Annotated in this window: 11 protein-coding genes; 7 read left to right on the top strand and 4 right to left on the bottom strand. The window is 32.9% G+C overall.

The genetic code is table 11. The annotated features are described in order from the left end of the window. The first annotated feature begins 12 nt into the window (after positions 1–12). Genes murQ through nagB form a run of 5 tightly spaced genes read left to right on the top strand, consistent with a single transcriptional unit; the run spans position 13 to position 8931 of the window. Positions 13–822, top strand: a complete 810-nt coding sequence (gene murQ, locus PW52_RS12270; protein ID WP_044633273.1) for an N-acetylmuramic acid 6-phosphate etherase — start codon at positions 13–15, stop codon at positions 820–822. A gap of 23 nt (positions 823–845) precedes the next feature. Continuing rightward, positions 846–2531: a glycoside hydrolase family 3 protein gene (locus PW52_RS12265; RefSeq protein ID WP_044633272.1), complete on the top strand. Its 1686-nt coding sequence runs from the start codon at positions 846–848 to the stop codon at positions 2529–2531. A gap of 19 nt (positions 2532–2550) precedes the next feature. Continuing rightward, the gene (locus tag PW52_RS12260) at positions 2551–4014 is read left to right on the top strand and encodes a glycosyl hydrolase family 18 protein (RefSeq protein ID WP_044633237.1); all 1464 of its coding nucleotides are present in this window, start codon (positions 2551–2553) and stop codon (positions 4012–4014) included. A gap of 28 nt (positions 4015–4042) precedes the next feature. Beyond that, complete coding sequence (locus PW52_RS12255) at positions 4043–6970, top strand: FAD-binding and (Fe-S)-binding domain-containing protein (RefSeq protein ID WP_044633236.1); 2928 nt, start codon at positions 4043–4045, stop codon at positions 6968–6970. Positions 6971–7002: 32 nt separating this feature from the next. Beyond that, positions 7003–8931 carry a glucosamine-6-phosphate deaminase gene (gene nagB, locus PW52_RS12250; RefSeq protein WP_044633235.1) on the top strand — a complete coding sequence of 643 codons (1929 nt, stop codon included), beginning with the start codon at positions 7003–7005 and terminating at the stop codon, positions 8929–8931. Between the two features lie 119 nt (positions 8932–9050). Here nagB and PW52_RS12245 read toward each other — a convergent pair whose 3' ends face one another. The 4 genes from PW52_RS12245 to PW52_RS12230 form a co-directional block, all read right to left on the bottom strand. Continuing rightward, complete coding sequence (locus PW52_RS12245; RefSeq protein WP_165586775.1) at positions 9051–10772, bottom strand: RagB/SusD family nutrient uptake outer membrane protein; 1722 nt, start codon at positions 10770–10772, stop codon at positions 9051–9053. 16 nt (positions 10773–10788) lie between these two features. After that, positions 10789–14064, bottom strand: a complete 3276-nt coding sequence (locus tag PW52_RS12240) for a SusC/RagA family TonB-linked outer membrane protein (RefSeq protein WP_131454001.1) — start codon at positions 14062–14064, stop codon at positions 10789–10791. 407 nt (positions 14065–14471) lie between these two features. Then, on the bottom strand, positions 14472–15185 hold the full coding sequence (locus tag PW52_RS12235; protein WP_044633233.1) for a LytR/AlgR family response regulator transcription factor: 714 nt from the start codon (positions 15183–15185) through the stop codon (positions 14472–14474). 47 nt (positions 15186–15232) lie between these two features. After that, positions 15233–16033 (bottom strand): sensor histidine kinase, encoded by an 801-nt coding sequence (locus tag PW52_RS12230; RefSeq protein WP_316930144.1) that lies wholly within the window; start codon positions 16031–16033, stop codon positions 15233–15235. A gap of 504 nt (positions 16034–16537) precedes the next feature. Between PW52_RS12230 and PW52_RS12225 the strand changes: the two genes are divergently transcribed. Next, complete coding sequence (locus PW52_RS12225) at positions 16538–17965, top strand: sulfatase family protein (RefSeq protein WP_044633231.1); 1428 nt, start codon at positions 16538–16540, stop codon at positions 17963–17965. Positions 17966–18074: 109 nt separating this feature from the next. Next, entirely contained in the window at positions 18075–19490 is a 1416-nt protein-coding gene (locus PW52_RS12220) for a sulfatase family protein (protein ID WP_044633230.1), read from the top strand. The last annotated feature ends 241 nt before the right edge of the window (positions 19491–19731 follow it).

Raw genomic sequence — 19731 nt, 5'->3', positions numbered from 1 at the left:
ATGGCTTTTAAAATGAAAAATAAATTAACAACAGAGCAACCTTCGGTATACAACAATTTAGAGCAAATGAGCACGTTCGATCTGCTTTCTAATATCAATGCCGAGGATAAAACAGTGCCAAATGCCATTGAAAAGGCAATACCAACAATCGAAAAGTTAATTGATGCTATTTATAAAAAAATGAGTAAGGGCGGACGATTGTTTTATATAGGAGCTGGAACTAGCGGCAGGTTAGGCGTTTTAGATGCTTCAGAATGCCCACCAACTTATGGCGTAGACGATAATTTAGTAATTGGATTAATAGCAGGAGGCGATGTGGCACTTCGAAAAGCGGTAGAAAATGCCGAAGATGATGAAACACTCGCTTGGAAAGACTTGCAAAAGCATAATATAAACGAACAAGATGTTTTAATAGGAATTGCTGCATCTGGAACCACGCCTTATGTAATTGGTGGCGTTAAAGAATGTAGAAATAATAATATTGTTACCGGATGTATTACTTGTAACGAAAACACACCCTTATCCGTTGAGGTCGATTTTCCTATTGAATTAATCGTAGGACCAGAATTTGTAACAGGTAGTACTAGAATGAAAGCTGGAACAGCCCAAAAGCTAGTTTTAAATATGATTTCTACTACCGTTATGATAAAGTTAGGACGAGTTAAAGGAAATAAAATGGTAGATATGCAACTCTCTAATAAAAAGCTTGTAAGTCGTGGAATTAGAATGATTATGGCAGAATTAAACCTCGATGAAGCCACTGCAAATAGCTTATTAAAACAACACAAAAACGTTAGAAAAGCTATTGAAGCATACAAATAGTATGAAACTAAATTAACTAAGTAATGAATAAAATTTTAACAGTAGGTGTACTCGCTTTAATTTTTATAGTAGTCAGTTGTAAAAAACCAAAACAAACAGAAAGTACTAGCATTTATGATGGTAAAATGGTTTGGGTAGATAGTGTTTACAACAGTATGACTCTAAAAGAAAAAGTAGGGCAACTATTTATGGTAGCTGCTTACTCAAATCGAGATAAAAAACATACCGATTCTATTCAAAGTTTAATTAAAAATGAAGGGATTGGAGGCCTAATATTTTTTCAAGGAGGTCCTTTGCGTCAAGCAGAATTAACTAACACATATCAATCGGTTTCTAAAGTGCCTTTGTTAATTGGTATCGATGGCGAATGGGGCTTGAATATGAGATTAGATAGTACTGCCAGATTTCCTTATAACATGACACTTGGAGCCATAAAGAATGATAGTTTAATTTATAAAATAGGTAGCCAAATAGGTAAACATTGTAAGCGTTTAGGAATTCATGTAAATTTTGCACCAGTTGTAGATATAAATACAAATCCTAAAAATCCAATAATAGGTGTAAGGTCGTTTGGTGAAGATAAATTTAACGTAGCAAACAAAGCAATTGCCTTTACTCAAGGCATGCAAAGAGAGGGCGTTATGGCTTGTGCAAAACACTTTCCGGGACATGGCGATACGAGTCAAGATTCTCATAAAACCTTGCCAACGGTGTCGTTTAGTAAGCAACGTATTGATTCGGTAGAATTATATCCTTTTAAAAAACTATTTAAAAAAGACATTGCCGGAGTTATGGTAGCGCATTTAAATGTGCCAAGTTTAGAGCCTGTTAATCAGTTGCCTTCTTCATTATCTTATTCCATAGTCACCGATATTTTAAAAAAACAAATCAATTTTAATGGGTTAATTTTTACAGATGCTTTAAATATGAAAGGCGCTGCGAATTATAAAGAACCTGGAGATATAGATTTGGCAGCTTTTAAAGCAGGTAACGATGTTTTATTGTTTACAGAAAATGCGCAAATGGCCATATTAAAAATAGTAGAGGCTTATAATAAAAATGAAATATCTGAAGAACGCCTAGCGTATTCGGTTAAAAAGATTCTTAAAGCTAAATACGAAGCTAATTTACATCAGTTTACACCAATAAATTCAGAAGAATTAATAGCAGACTTAAACAGTGATGCTAACCTTCTTTTAAATGAAGAAGCTCTTAGTAAAGCCATTACAATGTTAAAAAACGCTGATGCTGTTTTACCTGTTTCAAATCAAAATGAAGAAAAAATAGCTTATTTAAAATTGGGTAACGGCACCGATACCTCTTTTATAACAGAATTGCAATCGGAAATTAAGGTTAAAAACCTAACAGGAATTTCGAAGGAGAAAGTGTTACAACAAATAAAAAAGTATGATAAAGTAATTATTAGTTATCACAGATTAAATAGTAGGTCTACTAAAAATATTTCAGCACAAGAAAAAGCGTTTATCGAAACTATTGCCAACAAATCAAAAGTAATTTTAAATGTATTTGCCAGTCAGTATGCTGTAAATAATGTAGCGTTCAAAAATATTGAAGGTCTTATAATTTCATTCGAAAATACAGAAATAGCCCAAAAAATATCAGCCCAAATTGTTTTAGGTAAAAAACAAGCCATAGGACAACTACCTGCTTCAATAAATAATAAGTATCATTTTAATTATGGTCTATAATCATTAAAATTAAGCAGTCATGAAAAAACACTTAAAATGTAAATTATTACTAGTAACAGCTGGTCTTTTCGTTAATACCATGTTTTCTCAAGAAGTGGTAACCAAAGGAGCTCATCAATTACAAAAGGAAATATTTGGTAAACAAATAAACTTATCGGAACACAAAAAAACGAATGATGATAAAATCATTTCATTACAAAACACTCAAACAAATACATTAAATAAAACAGTATTTGGCTTTTTACCATATTGGGAGCAAAGTAGTAATGCACACAGTAATATACAATACAACTTATTGTCGCATTTGGCTTGTTTCGATTTTTTGGTTCAGTTAGATGCTTCAATAACAACGCCAGCAGGTTGGCCATGGACTAGCGAAATAAATGCGGCTCATAGCGCAGGAACAAAAGTAATTATGACGGTGGTAAACTTTGGTGGTTTAGACGGGGCAGATGCCGTTGCCTGGGAATTATTTACAAATTCATCTAAACAAACGACATTTTTTGAGAACGTTAAAAATTTAATTGAAACCTATAGTTTAGATGGTGTTAATATAGATTTTGAAGGTATGACAAGCGCTCACAGAGGCGCAGAATTAAATACCTTTATGGCTAATTTAACGAATTATATTCATACCGAATTACCTGGTAAAGAAGTGTCTTTCGATGGTCCTGCTGTTAATTGGGGCGGTTGGATAATAGATGATTTAGTAAACAGTGTGGATTATTTAATTGTTATGGCGTACGATTATATTGGTGCTAACGATGGGTACACCGGAGCTGTTGCGCCTTTAACGCATCACACATCTTGGAAAAGGTCGGTTACCAGAACCATTGAAACTGGTACTTATGCGGTGCCTACCACCAATAATCCAGAAAAGTTAATTTTAGCAGTGCCTTATTACGGAAGGCATTGGAAAACAGAAACAAACCTTGCAGAATCTACAACAATTTCTTCTGTGGGTTCAACACGATATAGAGATACAGCAGCAGAAGCCGATTCTTATGGCGGTTTTAATTGGAATTCAGATTTTCAAACCTCTTGGTATGTTTGGAATAATGGCACTAACTGGAATCAAGTTTGGGCAGATAATGAATTAGGTATATCAAAAAAGTTTGATTTGGCTATAGAAAACAACCTCGGTGGCGTTGGCATGTGGGCATTAAATTATGATGGTGGGCGTCCGGAACTATGGGAACTTATAAATACGAAATTTGGAACAACTGCAGGTTTAAACGAGGTTGCAGAAAACCTAATTGAAGTCTATCCAAACCCTGTTAAAGATGTAGCAACTATTTCAAGTTTAAACAATTCTAAACTAAGTAAAATAGAGTTGTATGGTATTACAGGACAATTAATAAAGGATATAAGTCCAAGGAACCAAAACATTAATCTGGTTGACCTAGAAAATGGAATTTATTTTTTAAAGGTTGAAAATGAACTAGGTCAAAAAGAATCGTTTAAAATTTTAAAATCGAATTAAAAAGATTGTTTAAAACTGTCTAAAATAAATGAATACTACTTTAAGTCAAGCATTAAACGAATTATCTAATGTTTTAGAAGGTGATCTCTTTCAAGATAACTTACATAAAAGTATTTATGCAACTGATGCTTCTGTTTATAGAAAAATACCTTTAGGCGTTGTTTATCCTAAACATAGTAAAGATTTAAAAAAAATAATTCGTTTTGCTTCACAAAAAAATATTACACTCATACCAAGAGCAGCGGGAACTTCTTTGGCAGGACAATGTGTAGGTGATGGCTTGGTGGTTGATGTTTCAAAGCATTTTAATGCAATTTTAAATTTCGATGAAAAGTTAAAAACAGTAACAGTTCAACCAGGCGTAATTCGTGACGAATTAAATAACTTTTTAAAACCTCATGGGCTTTTTTTTGCGCCAAATACTTCTACGAGTAATAGATGTACCATTGGCGGTATGGTTGGTAATAATTCATCGGGTACAACTTCAATAAAATATGGAGTTACCCGAGATAAGGTCATTACACTTAAAACCATTTTAAGCGATGGTTTAGAAGTGGTTTTTAAAGATATAAGTATAAACGAATTTCATAAAAAAAGAAAAGGGAACTTTTTAGAAAATAAAATCTACAATACCATTTTTAACGAGCTTTCTAATAAAGAAACTCAAACCGAAATAAAAAAGCGATTCCCTAAAAAAAATATACACCGTCGAAATAATGGTTATCCTATTGATGAATTATTAAAGTTTAAAGAATTTGGAGGGTTAGGCAAGAAAATAAATTTAGCTAAACTATTAACTGGTAGCGAAGGTACATTAGCCTTTACAACAGAAATTACCTTGCAATTAGATGAGTTGCCACCGCAAAAAAACATTTTGGTAGCTGCCCATTTTAATAGTATAGAAGAAAGTATGAAAGCCGTAGTTGTGGCAATGCAACACGATTTATATACGTGTGAATTAATGGATAAAACCATTTTAGATTGCACCAAAAACAACAGAGAGCAATTAAAAAACAGGTTTTTTGTAGAAGGAGACCCGAAGGCCATATTAATGCTCGAAATTTGTACAGATACTTTAGAAAATTCAGAAGTATTAGCAAACCGTTTAATTGAAGATTTAGTAGCTAATAAATTGGGATATGCCTTCCCAAAACTTGTAGGAACTCAAATAAATCAAGCCATAGAATTAAGAAAAGCTGGCTTAGGTTTATTAGGAAATATAATAGGCGATAACAAGGCGGTTGCCTGTATTGAGGATACCGCAGTCGATGTAAAGGATTTACCAAATTACATTTCAGAATTTTCTAAAATGATGAAAGATTTTGGGCAAGAAGCGGTTTATTATGCACATGCTGGGGCAGGAGAACTTCATTTACGCCCCATTTTAAATTTAAAAAAGCAACAGGATGTTGTGTTGTTTAGAGAAATAACGACTAAAACGGCCCAATTAGTTAAAAAATACGGTGGTTCTTTTAGTGGAGAACACGGCGATGGCATTGTACGAGCAGAGTTTATTCCTTTAATGATTGGTGAAAAAAATTACGCACTAATAAAACGAATTAAAAATACATTCGATCCTAAAAATATTTTTAACCAAGGAAAAATAGTTGATGCCTTTCCTATGGATAAAAGTTTGAGATATGAAGTTGATAGAAAAGAGCCCAATGTTAATACCATTCAAGATTTTTCAGATAGTTTAGGAATTCTTCGAGCAACCGAAAAATGTAACGGTTCTGGCGATTGCCGAAAGTTGCCTAGTGCGGGAGGAACTATGTGTCCAAGTTTTAGAGCTACTCGTAACGAAAAGGATACCACCAGAGCGCGGGCTAATGCTTTACGTGAGTTTTTAACGCATTCTGAAAAAGACAATAAATTTAATCACAAAGAATTGTATGATGTTTTCGATTTGTGTTTAAGTTGCAAAGCATGTGCTAGTGAGTGTCCAAGTAATGTGGATGTAGCTACTTTAAAAGCAGAATTTTTATATCAATATTACAAAGCGAATGCCGTTCCGTTTAGAACAAGAGTGTTTGCCAATAACGTAAAGTTAAACAAACTAGGAAGCCTAATGCCTTCTGTTTCTAATTGGATTATAAATACTAAAATGTCTAAAAAAATACTAGGCGTTGCTTCAGAAAGAAATATTCCAGAATTGGTAGATAAAACCTTTCTTAAATGGTATGCAAAAAACAAAGATCGACTTATTGCTAAGCCTAAATCACAAAGAGAAATTTATTTGTTTGTAGACGAATTTATTAATTATTACGATGTACATATAGGGATAGACTGTATAGAACTTTTAACCGAGTTAGGATATAAAGTTAATATTACGAAACATCAAGAAAGCGGTCGAGGTTTTATATCGAAAGGCATTTTAGATAAAGCCAAAAAAATAGCAAATTTTAATATTCATTTTTTTAAAGATAAAATTTCAAAAGAAACACCGTTGGTGGGTTTAGAGCCTTCGGCTATTTTAACATTTAGAGATGAATATCCAAGATTGGCAGACAACAAAGAAGCCGCAAATGCCATAGCAAAAAACACATGGACTATTGAAGAGTTTATAAAGCAAGAATTTGAAAGGAATAATATTAATCCCAAAAGTTTTACAGCAGAAGCCAAAACTTTAAAAATTCATGGGCATTGTCAGCAAAAATCTATAAGCAATATGGAATCGTCGTTTAAAATGTTAACCATTCCAAAAAATTATAAAGCAACTATTATAAACTCAGGATGTTGTGGTATGGCAGGATCTTTTGGTTACGAAAAAGAACATTATAAACTTAGTATGAAAGTAGGCGAAGACACTCTCTTTCCTAAAATACGAAATGCAAAGGATGAGGTAGTAATTGTTGCTTCAGGAACGAGTTGCAGACATCAAATAAAAGATGGAACATACAAACACGCAAAGCACCCAGTTAGTGTTTTAAGAGAAGCTCTGCTATTAAAAAAATAACAATAAACCAAAAAATAGAAATTAAAAGCACCATGTTAAAAAGTAATATAGACAAAGCCACCGGTTTTGAAAAAAGATTTGAAAACATAGGGACTATTGTTTTCGAAAACTCAACCGAAGCATCAAAAGCAGTAGCAAAGGAAATAGCCGATTTAATTAAGGCGAAGCAAGCCAAAAACGAATTCTGTATTTTAGGATTAGCAACGGGTTCGACGCCTAAAGGACTTTATGCCGAATTAGTAAGACTGCACAAAGAAGAAGGTTTAAGCTTTAAAAATGTAGTGTCATTTAATTTAGATGAATACTATCCTATGGAGCCAGATTCTATTAATAGTTATGTCTTCTTCATGAAAGAGCTACTGTTTAATCATGTAGATATATTGCCAGAAAATTGTCATATTCCAGATGGCACATTATCTAAAGAAGCTATTTCAAAATATTGTCGAGAGTATGAAGCTAAAATAGAAAGTTTAGGCGGTATCGATATACAAATATTAGGAATAGGCGGTAATGGGCATATTGGTTTTAACGAATCGGGTTCCTTAAAAAACTCAAAAACCAGATTGGTTGCTTTAGATCATATAACGAGAGTAGCTGCGAGTGGCGATTTTGGAGGTTTAGTAAAAACGCCAAGAACAGCCATTACACTAGGCGTAAAAAAGATTATGGAAGCCAAACGAGTGATACTTATGGCTTGGGGCGAAGGAAAGTCTAATATCATTAAAGAAGCCGTAGAAGGCACGGTAACCAACCAGGTCCCTGCATCTTATTTGCAAGAACATAATAACGCCACCTTTGTGTTAGACCAAGCCGCTGCCTCAAAGCTTACAAGAATTAACACTCCATGGCTTGTAGAAAAAGTAACTTGGACAGATAAACTCATTAGAAAGGCTGTTTTAGGATTAGCCTTAAACCTAAAGAAACCTATTTTAATGCTAACCGATGCCGACTATATAGAAAACGGTATGAGTGATTTACTCACCGATTCTGGGCCAGCATACGATATTAACATAAAAATATTTAATCAACTACAAAACACCATTACCGGATGGCCTGGAGGAAAACCGAATGCCGATGACAGTAAGCGTCCAGAACGTGCAGAACCTGCCAAAAAGCGCGTGCTAATTTTTAGTCCGCATCCAGATGATGATATTATTAGTATGGGTGGAACCTTTAAGCGTTTGGTAGAACAAGGTCATGAAGTACATGTAGGTTATCAAACTTCTGGAAACATAGCTGTGGCCGATGACGAAGCGTTGAGATTTGCTGGGTTTGTGTGCGATTACAATAAAAAGTTTGGAATAGAAAATAAAGCGGCCGAAGCTATATTTCAAAAAGCTTCAACATTTTTAAAAAACAAAAAGGCTAGCGAAATAGATATTCCGGAAGTAAGGTACATAAAAGGACTTATTAGAAAAGGGGAAGCGTATGCCACCTGTTATTATGTGGGTATTCCAGACGAGCAAATTCATTATATGGAATTGCCTTTTTATGAAACCGGAACTGTGAAGAAAAAGCCGTTGTCAGATATAGATATTCATATCACCGCCGAATTAATTGAAAAAATAAAGCCGCATCAAATTTATGCAGCGGGCGATTTAAGAGATCCTCATGGTACACATAAAGTATGTTTAGATGCCATATTTGCAGCAGTAAAGCAATTAAAACCAAAACAATTTATGAAAGATTGTTGGGTATGGCTTTACCGTGGTGCATGGCAAGAGTGGGGTGTAGACGAAATTGAAATGGCTATACCTATGGGACCAGACCAAGTCATAGAAAAAAGAAAGGGTATTTTTAAACATCAATCGCAAAAGGATGGTGTTGTTTTTCAAGGTACCGATAGCCGCGAGTTTTGGCAACGAGCAGAAGACCGTAATAGAGAAACAGCCGAATTATACGATGAGTTAGGATTATCGCGATATGCTGCTATGGAAGCTTTTGTAAGATGGTATTATTAAAAACCATACTATGGGTTGATTTAATATTTAGAGTAACACTATTAAATTTTAATTATTGAGCAAAAAAAATCTCGTTATCGAAATATAACGAGATTTTTAAATTTAAGAATTAAAGTTGATTACCAACCTGGATTTTGTGGTAATAAATTAGGGTTAAGAATTAGTTCGTCAGCAGGTATTGGGCTTAAATAAGCCTTACTTTCATCAAAATTATAATTTCCATCACCAGCAAAAGGTGTCAGGTAACCTTCACTGTCTAGTAATACCTCTGATGCATTCGTGTTAGAATTAACAATTCCATCATCGAAATAAGCACCCCTTGGCGTGTCTCCATCAAATAACGAATGAGCTCTCCAACGGTACAAGTCATCTAACCTAAAACCTTCAGCCATTAACTCAACTGATCGTTCTCTTCGTATTTCATATAAAATATCTGTAAGAGAATAACCGTAGTTTGGCCAGTCAGGGTCTGCTGTTATATTTCCTAGTGTAATAATAGGCATATTAACACTAGGTCTTAGCCTTAATTTATTTATAGACTTATCTAAATCGGTTTGAGTAATAGTTCCTAATTCTGCTTTAGCTTCAGCATATATTAATAGAACCTCAGCATATCTCATTAGTATTTTTGATGTACTTCTAGTGACTTGACCTGTTGTTGCCTCGATGTTGGGATCTCTATACTTTTGTGATTCATAACCCCCATTAGCAGCATTATTACCTGTTATTACTGGAGCTGTAAAGTAGGTTTCGGTACCATCAGTATCTTTTCTTACCAAGTCACCAGGTACCATTAATGTAGCGGCTAATCTTGGGTCTCTATTCGTTTCTATTGTCGATAAGTCTTGATCACCTACATAGTCTGAGCTTACTGAAATAGGTTTTCCATCAGTGCATAAATAACTACGGATAGCAAAACGTGTATATGAACTTCTGTTAGGCCAAGATACTTGAAGATCATTACCGATTTCTAAAGTAACATAATCGTAATCCCTCCAAAGTATCATTTCGCTGTTTCCTTTTAAGCCGATTTGGTTAAATAGAGAGCCATAATCGTCATGTAAAGAAAACACTTCGCTATCAATAACATCTTCAGCTGCATCTGCTGCTATTTCTAAAAATTCTGTGCCATCTGAACCTGCAACACCGAAATCAGTACCATTGTGATACTTTTCCCAAGTACCTTCATAAAGTGCAACTCTTGCTTTAAATAATTGAGCGGCTTCTTTACTTATACGAGGTGTTGATGAAATATCTGGAAATGACTTTAGTAAACTAATGGCAGTATCTAAGTCTGAAATTATGAAATTGGCTACTTCGTTTCTTGGGTCTCTTCCTTTAAAAAGATACTCAGTATCTTTATCTGTTATATATTTATCAATAATAGGTACAGCTCCATATTTAGATAAAAAGTTAAAATAGTGGTATGCTCGGAAGAAATAACCCTCCCCAATAAAATGGTTTATGTCGGTTTCATTACCTTCAGCTTGATCAACACGGTCTAAATAAAAATTAACTTCTCTAACTTCGTCCCACCAGCCCCAGTTTGCACCTGAGCTAGATGTTGGAATGGAATAGTTGCCAAGAAATCCAGAACTTGGAGTTTCTCCAGTTATCATGTCGGTATTACTATCAGGCATTTGTGAATAACCATTACCTACACCTGCCCAGCCAGGTAAATCTTGATAAAAAGCGTTTACCGCTGTTTCTAAATCCTGTGCTGTTTTGTAGAAATTTTCTGTTGTTATATCATCTAAAGGTGTTCTGACTAAAAAATCGTCTTCACAAGATGACAGCGAAATTGCAATGCCAAGGATTATTATTTTAATTATATTTTTCATAATTCTGTTTTTTTTTTTAGAATGAGACATTTACTCCAGTAGAAAATACTTTAGATAAAGGATAGGACTGTGCGCTTCCAAAACCAGAAGGTACTGTTTCAGGATCGTAAAACATGTTGTTGCTTGAGGTAAAAAGATTTTCACCTGTAACGAACAATCTTATTTTATCAATACTGTATTTGTCTGTTATTTTTTTAGGAATGGTATAACCAACTTGAATGTTTTTTATCCTAGTATAAGCACCATTTTGTATATAACGATCTACATTGTAGCGGTAATTTCTGTTATTGTTGCCAGGGTTCGCTGCATATGGTTTAGGAAAATAAGCATCGGTATTAGGACCTAGCGGATTAGTTGTGTCTTCTGGCCTATAATAATCTAAATGCTCTTCAAAAACCATGGCATGTAGTGGTCCTTGTGCAGGTCCTCTAAATCGTTGGTGGTTTGATACCAAAATATCACGTTTTCCAACTCCTTGTATAAACATATTAAAATCTAGATTTTTATAGTTAAAACCAATGGTTGCAGAGTATTGATATCTAGGTGTGGTATTTCCGATAACTGTAAAATCACCAGAATCCCCTAAAGTATTTGTCCCCCTATCAATGACATCATCACCATTTATATCTTTATATTTAGTATCACCAATAGTGAAATTTCCAGCTACAAACGATTGGTCAATACGGTTATCCACTTCTTCTTGTGTTTGAAACCATCCGTCCCATTGTAAACCCCATATTTCTCCTAAATCCTGTCCTGCATAATAATCGGATAATAAATTAGCTTCGTTAGGATAGCTAACAATAGATCTTTTATAGTCTGACAGCACCGCTCTAATGTTATAGCTAAAATCATCACCTATATTCTGTCTCCATGTTCCTTCAAATTCCCAACCTTGAACTCGAGATGTGCCAATATTTGTAAGTGGTGAAGTTGTACCGAGTACGGTAGGCAAATCTTGTCCTGGGCCAGCCATACCTTCTATGTCGGTTCTATACCAATCAAAAGCGATGATTAATTTATTATTAAAAGCATTAATGTCTATACCAATATCTGTAGTTTGAACTGTTTCCCAAGTTAGATTTTCACTTGATAAACCAGGTGTAGAAGAAAAAAGTGCTCTATTGCCATCGAATAGGTACTGGGTGCCAGGAGAATTAATACTTATAGCTGAAATATAGTTGTAATTAGGAACATTTTGGTTTCCTAAAGTACCATAAGATCCACGAGGTTTAAAGGTGCTAATATCTTTAATTGGCCAAAAGTTTTCTTTTGCCACATTATAACCAACAGAATAAGATGGAAATCCTGCCCATTGATCACCTGGTTTAAACCTTGAAGATCCATCTCTACGGTAACTAAATTCAAATAAATATTTTTCTTTATAGTTATAATTAAATCTACTAAAGACACTTTCTGTACTCCAATGAAAAATATTTTCCCCAACAGATGGGGTGTCATCTAGAGAAGTATTTATAGAGGTAACATTATCGGTAATTAAATAACTAACACCCCCATTTAGAGCATAATATTCATACAATTCATTTTGATAGCCAACAAGTGCCTTAAAATTATGGCCACCTATTGATTTGGTATAGGTTGTGAATAAATTAGGAGAAAAATATTCATTGGTAATCAATTGAGGCGCATACGATGTTTGTTCTTGTGATTTGTAAAAAACTGTTTCTTCAAATGCATCTAAATATGTTGTAGTAGCAGCTCTATATACTTGCTTATTGTTATTCCTTCTGTAGTTATACTGTAGATTAATGATCCAGTCTTTTGCAGGTTCAATTATAACTCTTGGGAGAAATGCAATTTGATTGTTTTCGTTCTCTTCTCGCTCATTAGCCCAATATGGGTATTGTGCCTGTATTAGAGGATTTCCATTGGGATCTACTGTAGGTAATGTAGGTTTTAACTTCGATAATAAGTCGAATACACGAGAAGTACCTGAACTACCTGAACTTCTTGCGTCCCATGGGAAGTCATCTTCACTTTTTAGAAATTTTGTCAAAAGTTCAAAACTTAACCAATCATTAGCTTTTCCACCAATTTTAGCATCAACAGTTAGCCTTTTGAAGGATTCGTCTCCAACAGCCAATAAACCAGATTCGTTATATAAACCTGTAGAGATATAATAATTCAGTTTTTTATCTCCTCCAGTAAAACTTAAATTATGTCTTTGACTCTCTGCAAAATCTTTAAAGAGAAAGTCTTTCCAATCTGTAGACCCTGTTGTTCCAAGACCAAGCGATGATACTTCATATCTACCATCGTTATTGGCATCGAACATGGTTGGAGCACTTCCTGGATTTGCCATGTTTTGCCTAATGCGTTCAAGGGCATCTTCATCCCAATAAGGACTAGCATTAATATTAGCTCTTGCTTCGTTCATAACGTAAGCAAATGTTAAAGCATCAACAGATTCAGGCCAAATGGTAGGACTAGAAAATGAAAAATTGTTTGAATAATTAACCTTCATTTTACCATTGGAACTTTTACCACTTTTAGTAATAACAATGATGGCACCAGCAGCGGCACGAGATCCATAAATAGAAGCAGCTGCTGCATCTTTAAGGACAGATACACTTTCTATATCATCAGGATTAATTTGATCTAAGCCCATTTCTATACCATCAACTAACACTAACGGACCAGCGTTTTGAATAGATCCATCACCAGATCCTACACTTGTTATAAAACCACGAATGTTAATACTAGGTGATGATCCAGGTCTACCACCATCAGTATTGGTGGTTATTTGTAAATTGGATACCGCACCTTGTAGTGATCTTGCTGTATTAGCAACAGGTCTGTTTTCAAATATTTCTTCTCCTATTTGAGAAACCGATGCTGTTAAGTTAACTTTCTTTTGAGTACCGTAACCAACAACCACAACTTCATCCAGTTGAGAAATGTCCTCATCTAAAGTTATCGACATAGTTGATTGGTTATTTACAGCTATTTCTTTGGTTACAAAACCAATATAAGAAATAACAAGAGTAGCATTAGAACTACTTAAGTTTAAAGAAAACTTACCGTCAAAATCGGTTTGAACACCATTTGAGGTTCCTTTTTCTAAAACTGTAGCTCCGGCTAATGGCATTTCATTGTTATCATAAATTACACCACTTATTTGAGTTTGTTGTGTAATTATAACAGTTTTGTTAACGCTTCTTGCATATGTTGCATGCGCGCCTAAAAAACAAAAGATAACAAATGAATTAAAAATAGTAATTAATAGTTTTTTCCTTTGTGAGGAAGAACTAGTGGTTAATTTGACTTTCATAAGCTTGTTTTGATTATTGTTAGACAATTAGTTAATTAGTTTTTTAGAAATTTAAATTGAAAATGTTTTTAAGGGTTTTGAGAGTAGTTTTAGAGTCATAAAGCATAAATTAATTATTGTTAGGGTTTTCTTGTTTAATTAAAAAGGTTTATAGATAGCCTAAAGTTTAGTTGATAAGTTTTAATTTTTTTTGTTAAAATTAACAGTAATAGAAATTAAAACAATCGTTTAAACTTAAATATTTATTAACGGCTGTATTTAAAAAATTCGACCAACAACTATTGGGCTTCGACAAATAATTGTATTAATGTTAAATAAACCTTAATAAATTTACGCTTATATTAGAGTAAAGCTTATTATTACAAGTGTTTTGTTAAGCTTTTATTAAATGTGGGATAATTAAAGAACTACAGAGATGAGTTTAATATTTTTTGCTTTACCTCTTCAAGGTAAGATCTGCCAATGGTATAGCGAAGTCCTTCTATTTCTACACTGTTGCCTTCTACGGCATCTATTTTGTTTATAGCAATGGTGTAACTGCGGTGTATTCTAATAAAATCTCTAGAGGGTAATAAATCAGTGAAGTCAGATAGTGTGCTGTGAATAATGTATTTACCTGTGGTTGTGTTTATTTTTAAGTAGTCCTTTAAAGATTCAATAGTTAAAATTTCATCTAGATATATTTTTTTCATTTTCTTTTTGTCTATTTTAACAAAAAGGTAAGAAGGCCTGTTATTTTGAGTATCACTTACTGGGGTATTGTTTTCTAGTCTGCGATTTACTTTATTAAGCGATTTCATAAACCTTGGGAATTCTATTGGCTTAACCAAATAGTCTAGCACATCGAGTTCGTAGGTTTCTAAGGCGAATTCTTCGTATGCAGTTGTCACAATAATTAACGGTGGGTTTTCTAAGCTTTTAATTAAGTTAAGGCCATCGAGCACAGGCATATTAATATCCACAAAAATAACATCGACCGTTTCGTCTTTTAAAAAGTTTAAACAATTAATGGCATTTGTAAAAGTTTTAGTTACCTCGAAATTCTCAATTTGGTCTAGATAGTTTTTAATTACGTTTATCGCTAATGGTTCATCATCAATTATCAAGCATTTAGTTTTCATTTCTTAGGAACAAATTTATTTTAGTTTAGGGATATTATTTTAAAGTGTTACGATACTTTAATTTTAAGGTTAACGACAAACTGGTCGTTTTCGTTTTTAATTACTAACTTATAATCACTTTTATTATAGCCCAAAGCAAGCCTTTTTTTTACATTTTCAAGACCAATTCCGCTGGAGCGATTAAATCGTTCTTCGTGAACGGTTTTTAATGGTATTGGGTTTGAGATTGTAAAGTAAAGAAAATCTTTTTTAATTGTTAAGTCAATATTAATTTTAACGTTTCCAATATTTTTTTTAGCACCATGTTTAAAAGCATTTTCTATAAAAGTTAGTAATAATATGGGGGCAATTTTTTTGTCTTGTATATCACCTGAAATTGACATGTTTACTTCTAGCTCATCATTATGTCTTATCCGTTCTAAATCAATATAGTTTTGAATGCAAAGTATTTCATTTTCTAAAGATTGTCTTTTGCTTCCCGTGTCATATAAAAGGTAGCGCATAAGTTCAGATAATTTTAAAATGATTTTTGGAGTTTTTTTTGAGTTTTCAACTGCCAAAGAGTAGATATTGTTAAGTGTGTTAAAAAAGAAATGTGGTGATATTTGAGTTTTTAAGAAAAGTAATTCTGTTTCTAATTGAGCCTTCTCTAAATCAGCTACTCTTTTGTGCTCTTCTAAAAAATCTAAAGTTATTTTAATAGCGGTTACAAATGTAATTACGTATAATTCACCAAACATCATATCAATTGTATAGTCAATGGTCATTAAGCTTATGGGTTCTGGTCCTTCTGGCCAAACATTTGTGCTAACTAGGTAATAGGTTAAATTAAATTTAATAAATACCATTGTAAAAATGGTAGAAAGAATTAAAAAAATATAGCGAGTGTATTTCTTCTTAAAGGCAAACTTTGGCATTAAAACATAAATGTTTAAATAGCATAAAATCATGTGAATAGGAAATCCTATTAAGTTGGTTGTTAAGGAATATAAATAAGGAAATTCCTTAATGTCACTAAAATAGCTGCCCCATCTTAGAGTGTTTAGAGTAAAATAAATCAACCAAAAAAGAACATGATGTTTTAATGATACGCGATAAAAGTGCTTAGTATTAAATTTCATTGTAAAGAAAGTTTGTCTGCAATTTTTTTGGTGTTTAACTAAGTTGAAGTGTTATCCGTCTAAATTACTTTTATTAATAACTAAATTTATAAAAATTTACGAGTTGTTATAGTGCTCTTATTATTTGTTGCTTTTGGCAAAAATATAAGTAAACTAATGATAACTCTTTTTATGGGTTTAGTAGTGCTTAAAAATTCATATTTATTAAAATACTTTCATAATTATAAATAAATGAAAAATATTACTTATTTACTATTCTTGTGCTTATTTATTATTTCTTGCAATAAGAAAATAGAAAAAGTTAACCAGAACGAAATAAAGAAGCCTAATATTATATATGTGTTTGCAGACCAATGGCGAGCCCAATCACTGGGGTATGCTGGTAATTTAGATGTTAAAACTCCGAATTTAGATAAACTTGCTTCGGAAGGTGTATATTTTACTAATGCCGTTTCAACTAGTCCCGTATGTACACCCTATAGAGCTATGATGTTAACAGGGCAATATGTGTTGAAAACTGGAGTGTTTCTTAACGATGTTAGGCTAGGTCCAGATAACAATAGTTTCGGAAAAATTTTAAAAGAAGAAGGATACAACACTGCTTATATTGGTAAATGGCATCTTGATGGTAATGAGCGTTCTGCATACATACCTAAGGAAAGACGACAAGGATTTGATTATTGGAAAACACTAAATTGCTCTCATAGTTATAACAATTCAAATTATTGGGGAAATGATGACAAATTAAAACAATGGAAAGGTTATGATGCCAAAGCTCAAACCAAAGATGCTGTTGCCTATATAGAGGAACAAGCAAAAAGTGAAAAGCCGTTTTCTTTAGTATTATCTTGGGGACCACCTCATGCTCCCTATCAAACTGCTCCTAAAGAATTTCAAGATTTATACAAAAATGTGGATATACAATTAAGACCAAATGTTCCAGAAAAATTAGTTGAAAGAACAAAAAAAATATTAAAAGGGTATTATGCTCATTGTTCTGCTTTAGATAGTTACATAAAAGAATTACAAGATGCTGTAAAACGAAATAATATTGAAGACAATACCATTTTTGTTTTTACTTCAGATCACGGAGATATGATTAACAGTCATGGTGAAATGAAAAAACAAAAAATATATGAAGAATCGGCTAAAGTGCCTTTTATTGTAAAATATCCAGCATTACTTGGAAAAGAAGGAAAGAAAAGTGATTTCTTATTAAACACGTTAGATATATTACCTACTATGTTGGGAATGTCGGGTATTAAGATTCCCAAAAATTTAGATGGTGAGAATATTACAGATATCATTCTTGGAAAAAAACAGGATGATAGAAAAGCTTCTCTTGTAGCATGTATTCAGCCATTTGGCCAATGGAAAAGAAAAATAGGTGGAAAAGAATTTAGAGGTATTATAACAAAAACACACACGTATGCTAGAGATTTAGATGGTGAATGGTTACTTTTTGATAATGTTAAAGATCCCTATCAGTTAAATAATCTTATAGAAAATCCAGATTATAAAGTGGTTTCTAAAGAATTAGAAATATTGCTTGAAGAAGAACTCAATCGTTTAGACGATGAATTTTTACCAGGTAAAGCGTATATAGAGAAGTGGGGGCATACAGTTGATTCAACAGGAACTGTGCCTTTTAAATGGTGAATTTAGGGAAAGAGTGTGTGGATTTAAGATAGTCATAGACTAGGAATATTCTTAAAAATCAAAATTAAAAAGTAATCAAAATAAATTTTATAAAGTCGTAAAAAATAACATGAAAAACATATTAAAGCTATTTATTTCTTTATTAATTGTTATATTATTCAGTCGTTGTAAAAATAATGATATCATATATAAAGAAGAAAGGCCAAATATCTTATTTATCCTAGTTGATGATCAGCGAAACGATGTTTTTTCATTTGAGGGGCATCCCATTGTGAAAACACCAACAGTTGATAAGCTTGCTAAAAACGGAACAGTATTTACAAATGCATTTGTAACAACACCAATTTGTGCGGCTAGTAGAGCTTCTATACTTACGGGGTTATATGAGTCTAAACACAATTATACTTTTGGAAAAAAACCTCTTAAAAAAGAGTTTATCAGTAATTCATATCCTTATCTACTAAAAAAATCCGGATATATTACTGGTTTTACTGGGAAGTTTGGAGTGAATATTGAAGCACGAGATAGCATGGTTAAACAAATGTTTGATTATTTTAAGCCTTCTCGTAAAAATGCTCCCTATTTTGAAAAGCAAGCTGATGGTAGCATGAGGCATTCTGCCGAAATTCGAGGAGATCAAGCTGTAGAATTTATTAAAAATCAAACTTCTAAAAATCCATTTTGTCTTTCTATAAGTTTTAATGCTGTACATGCTGTAGATGCTAATTTAACTCCAGGAAATGACGGGCATTACCCTTACCCCAAAGCAGTTGCTAATATGTATGAAAATATAGAAATGCCAAAACCAGCATTATCTAGTTCTGAGATATATGAGAATCATCCTGATTTTCTAAAAAACTCATTAAATAGAGAACGTTATTTCTGGAGATGGGACACAGAAGAAAAGTACCAAATCAATATGAGAGCTTATTTCCGTATGATTAGTGGGTACGATAATGTAATGAATAGAGTGCTCAAAGTATTAAAGGAAAAAGGCTTAGATAAAAATACCATAATTATTTATTCTGCTGATAATGGTTATTATATGGGAAATAGAGGTTTTGCAGGTAAGTGGACACATTATGAGGAATCGTTAAGGGTTCCTTTAATAATTTATGACCCCAGAAAGCCAACTAAGAATTCTGGGAAAAAATCTGATAAATTAGCTCTTAATCTTGATATTTCGGCAACTATTCTTGATATAGCAGGAGTTGCAAAACCTAAACATCATCAGGGAAAAAGCTTAATGCCAATTTTAAATAATGAAGAAGTTGAAGCTTGGCGACATAGTTTTCTTATAGAACATAGAATGGAGTATGATAAACTACCAAAATATGTTGGGATTCACGGACAAAGGTATGTGTATGTAAATTATTATGAACAAAACCCATCCTATGAATATTTACATGATTTACAACAAGATGAGAATCAATTAAAAAATTTTAAAGATAATGCCAATTATATAGATATTTTACAAAAGATGAGAGAGAATTGTAAATTCTTAGAGGATAGCATAAAAAAATAGAATTAATTTTTTTGTTATAGGTTTGGGTAAAAACATTGCATATGATGAAAAATATAATACTTTTTAAAGTTAGATTAATGTCTATTTTAACATGTATAATTTTATTCTTTTATCTTAAATTCTATTAGGGGCTTGTCCAATAGTATATCGGGGGCGTATTTTTATTAATATGCACTTCAAAACAAATAGATTTTAATGCTATTTAAATAGTACATTTAAGCTATATCACTTTTTATAATTT

This window comes from Neotamlana sedimentorum (assembly GCF_000943565.1).
Lineage (GTDB): Bacteria > Bacteroidota > Bacteroidia > Flavobacteriales > Flavobacteriaceae > Neotamlana > Neotamlana sedimentorum.
This window is presented reverse-complemented; position numbering and strand designations above follow the sequence as displayed.

Bases quoted from the DNA above. Each gene is read 5' to 3' on its own strand.
- PW52_RS12255 (WP_044633236.1), top strand. From the start codon at position 4,043: ATGAATACTACTTTAAGTCAAGCATTAAACGAATTATCTAATGTTTTA.
- nagB (WP_044633235.1), top strand. From the start codon at position 7,003: ATGTTAAAAAGTAATATAGACAAAGCCACCGGTTTTGAAAAAAGATTT.
- PW52_RS12240 (WP_131454001.1), bottom strand. From the start codon at position 14,064: ATGAAAGTCAAATTAACCACTAGTTCTTCCTCACAAAGGAAAAAACTA.
- PW52_RS12245 (WP_165586775.1), bottom strand. From the start codon at position 10,772: ATGAAAAATATAATTAAAATAATAATCCTTGGCATTGCAATTTCGCTG.
- PW52_RS12235 (WP_044633233.1), bottom strand. From the start codon at position 15,185: ATGAAAACTAAATGCTTGATAATTGATGATGAACCATTAGCGATAAAC.
- PW52_RS12230 (WP_316930144.1), bottom strand. From the start codon at position 16,033: ATGGTATTTATTAAATTTAATTTAACCTATTACCTAGTTAGCACAAAT.
- PW52_RS12265 (WP_044633272.1), top strand. From the start codon at position 846: ATGAATAAAATTTTAACAGTAGGTGTACTCGCTTTAATTTTTATAGTA.
- PW52_RS12225 (WP_044633231.1), top strand. From the start codon at position 16,538: ATGAAAAATATTACTTATTTACTATTCTTGTGCTTATTTATTATTTCT.
- PW52_RS12220 (WP_044633230.1), top strand. From the start codon at position 18,075: ATGAAAAACATATTAAAGCTATTTATTTCTTTATTAATTGTTATATTA.
- PW52_RS12260 (WP_044633237.1), top strand. From the start codon at position 2,551: ATGAAAAAACACTTAAAATGTAAATTATTACTAGTAACAGCTGGTCTT.
- murQ (WP_044633273.1), top strand. From the start codon at position 13: ATGAAAAATAAATTAACAACAGAGCAACCTTCGGTATACAACAATTTA.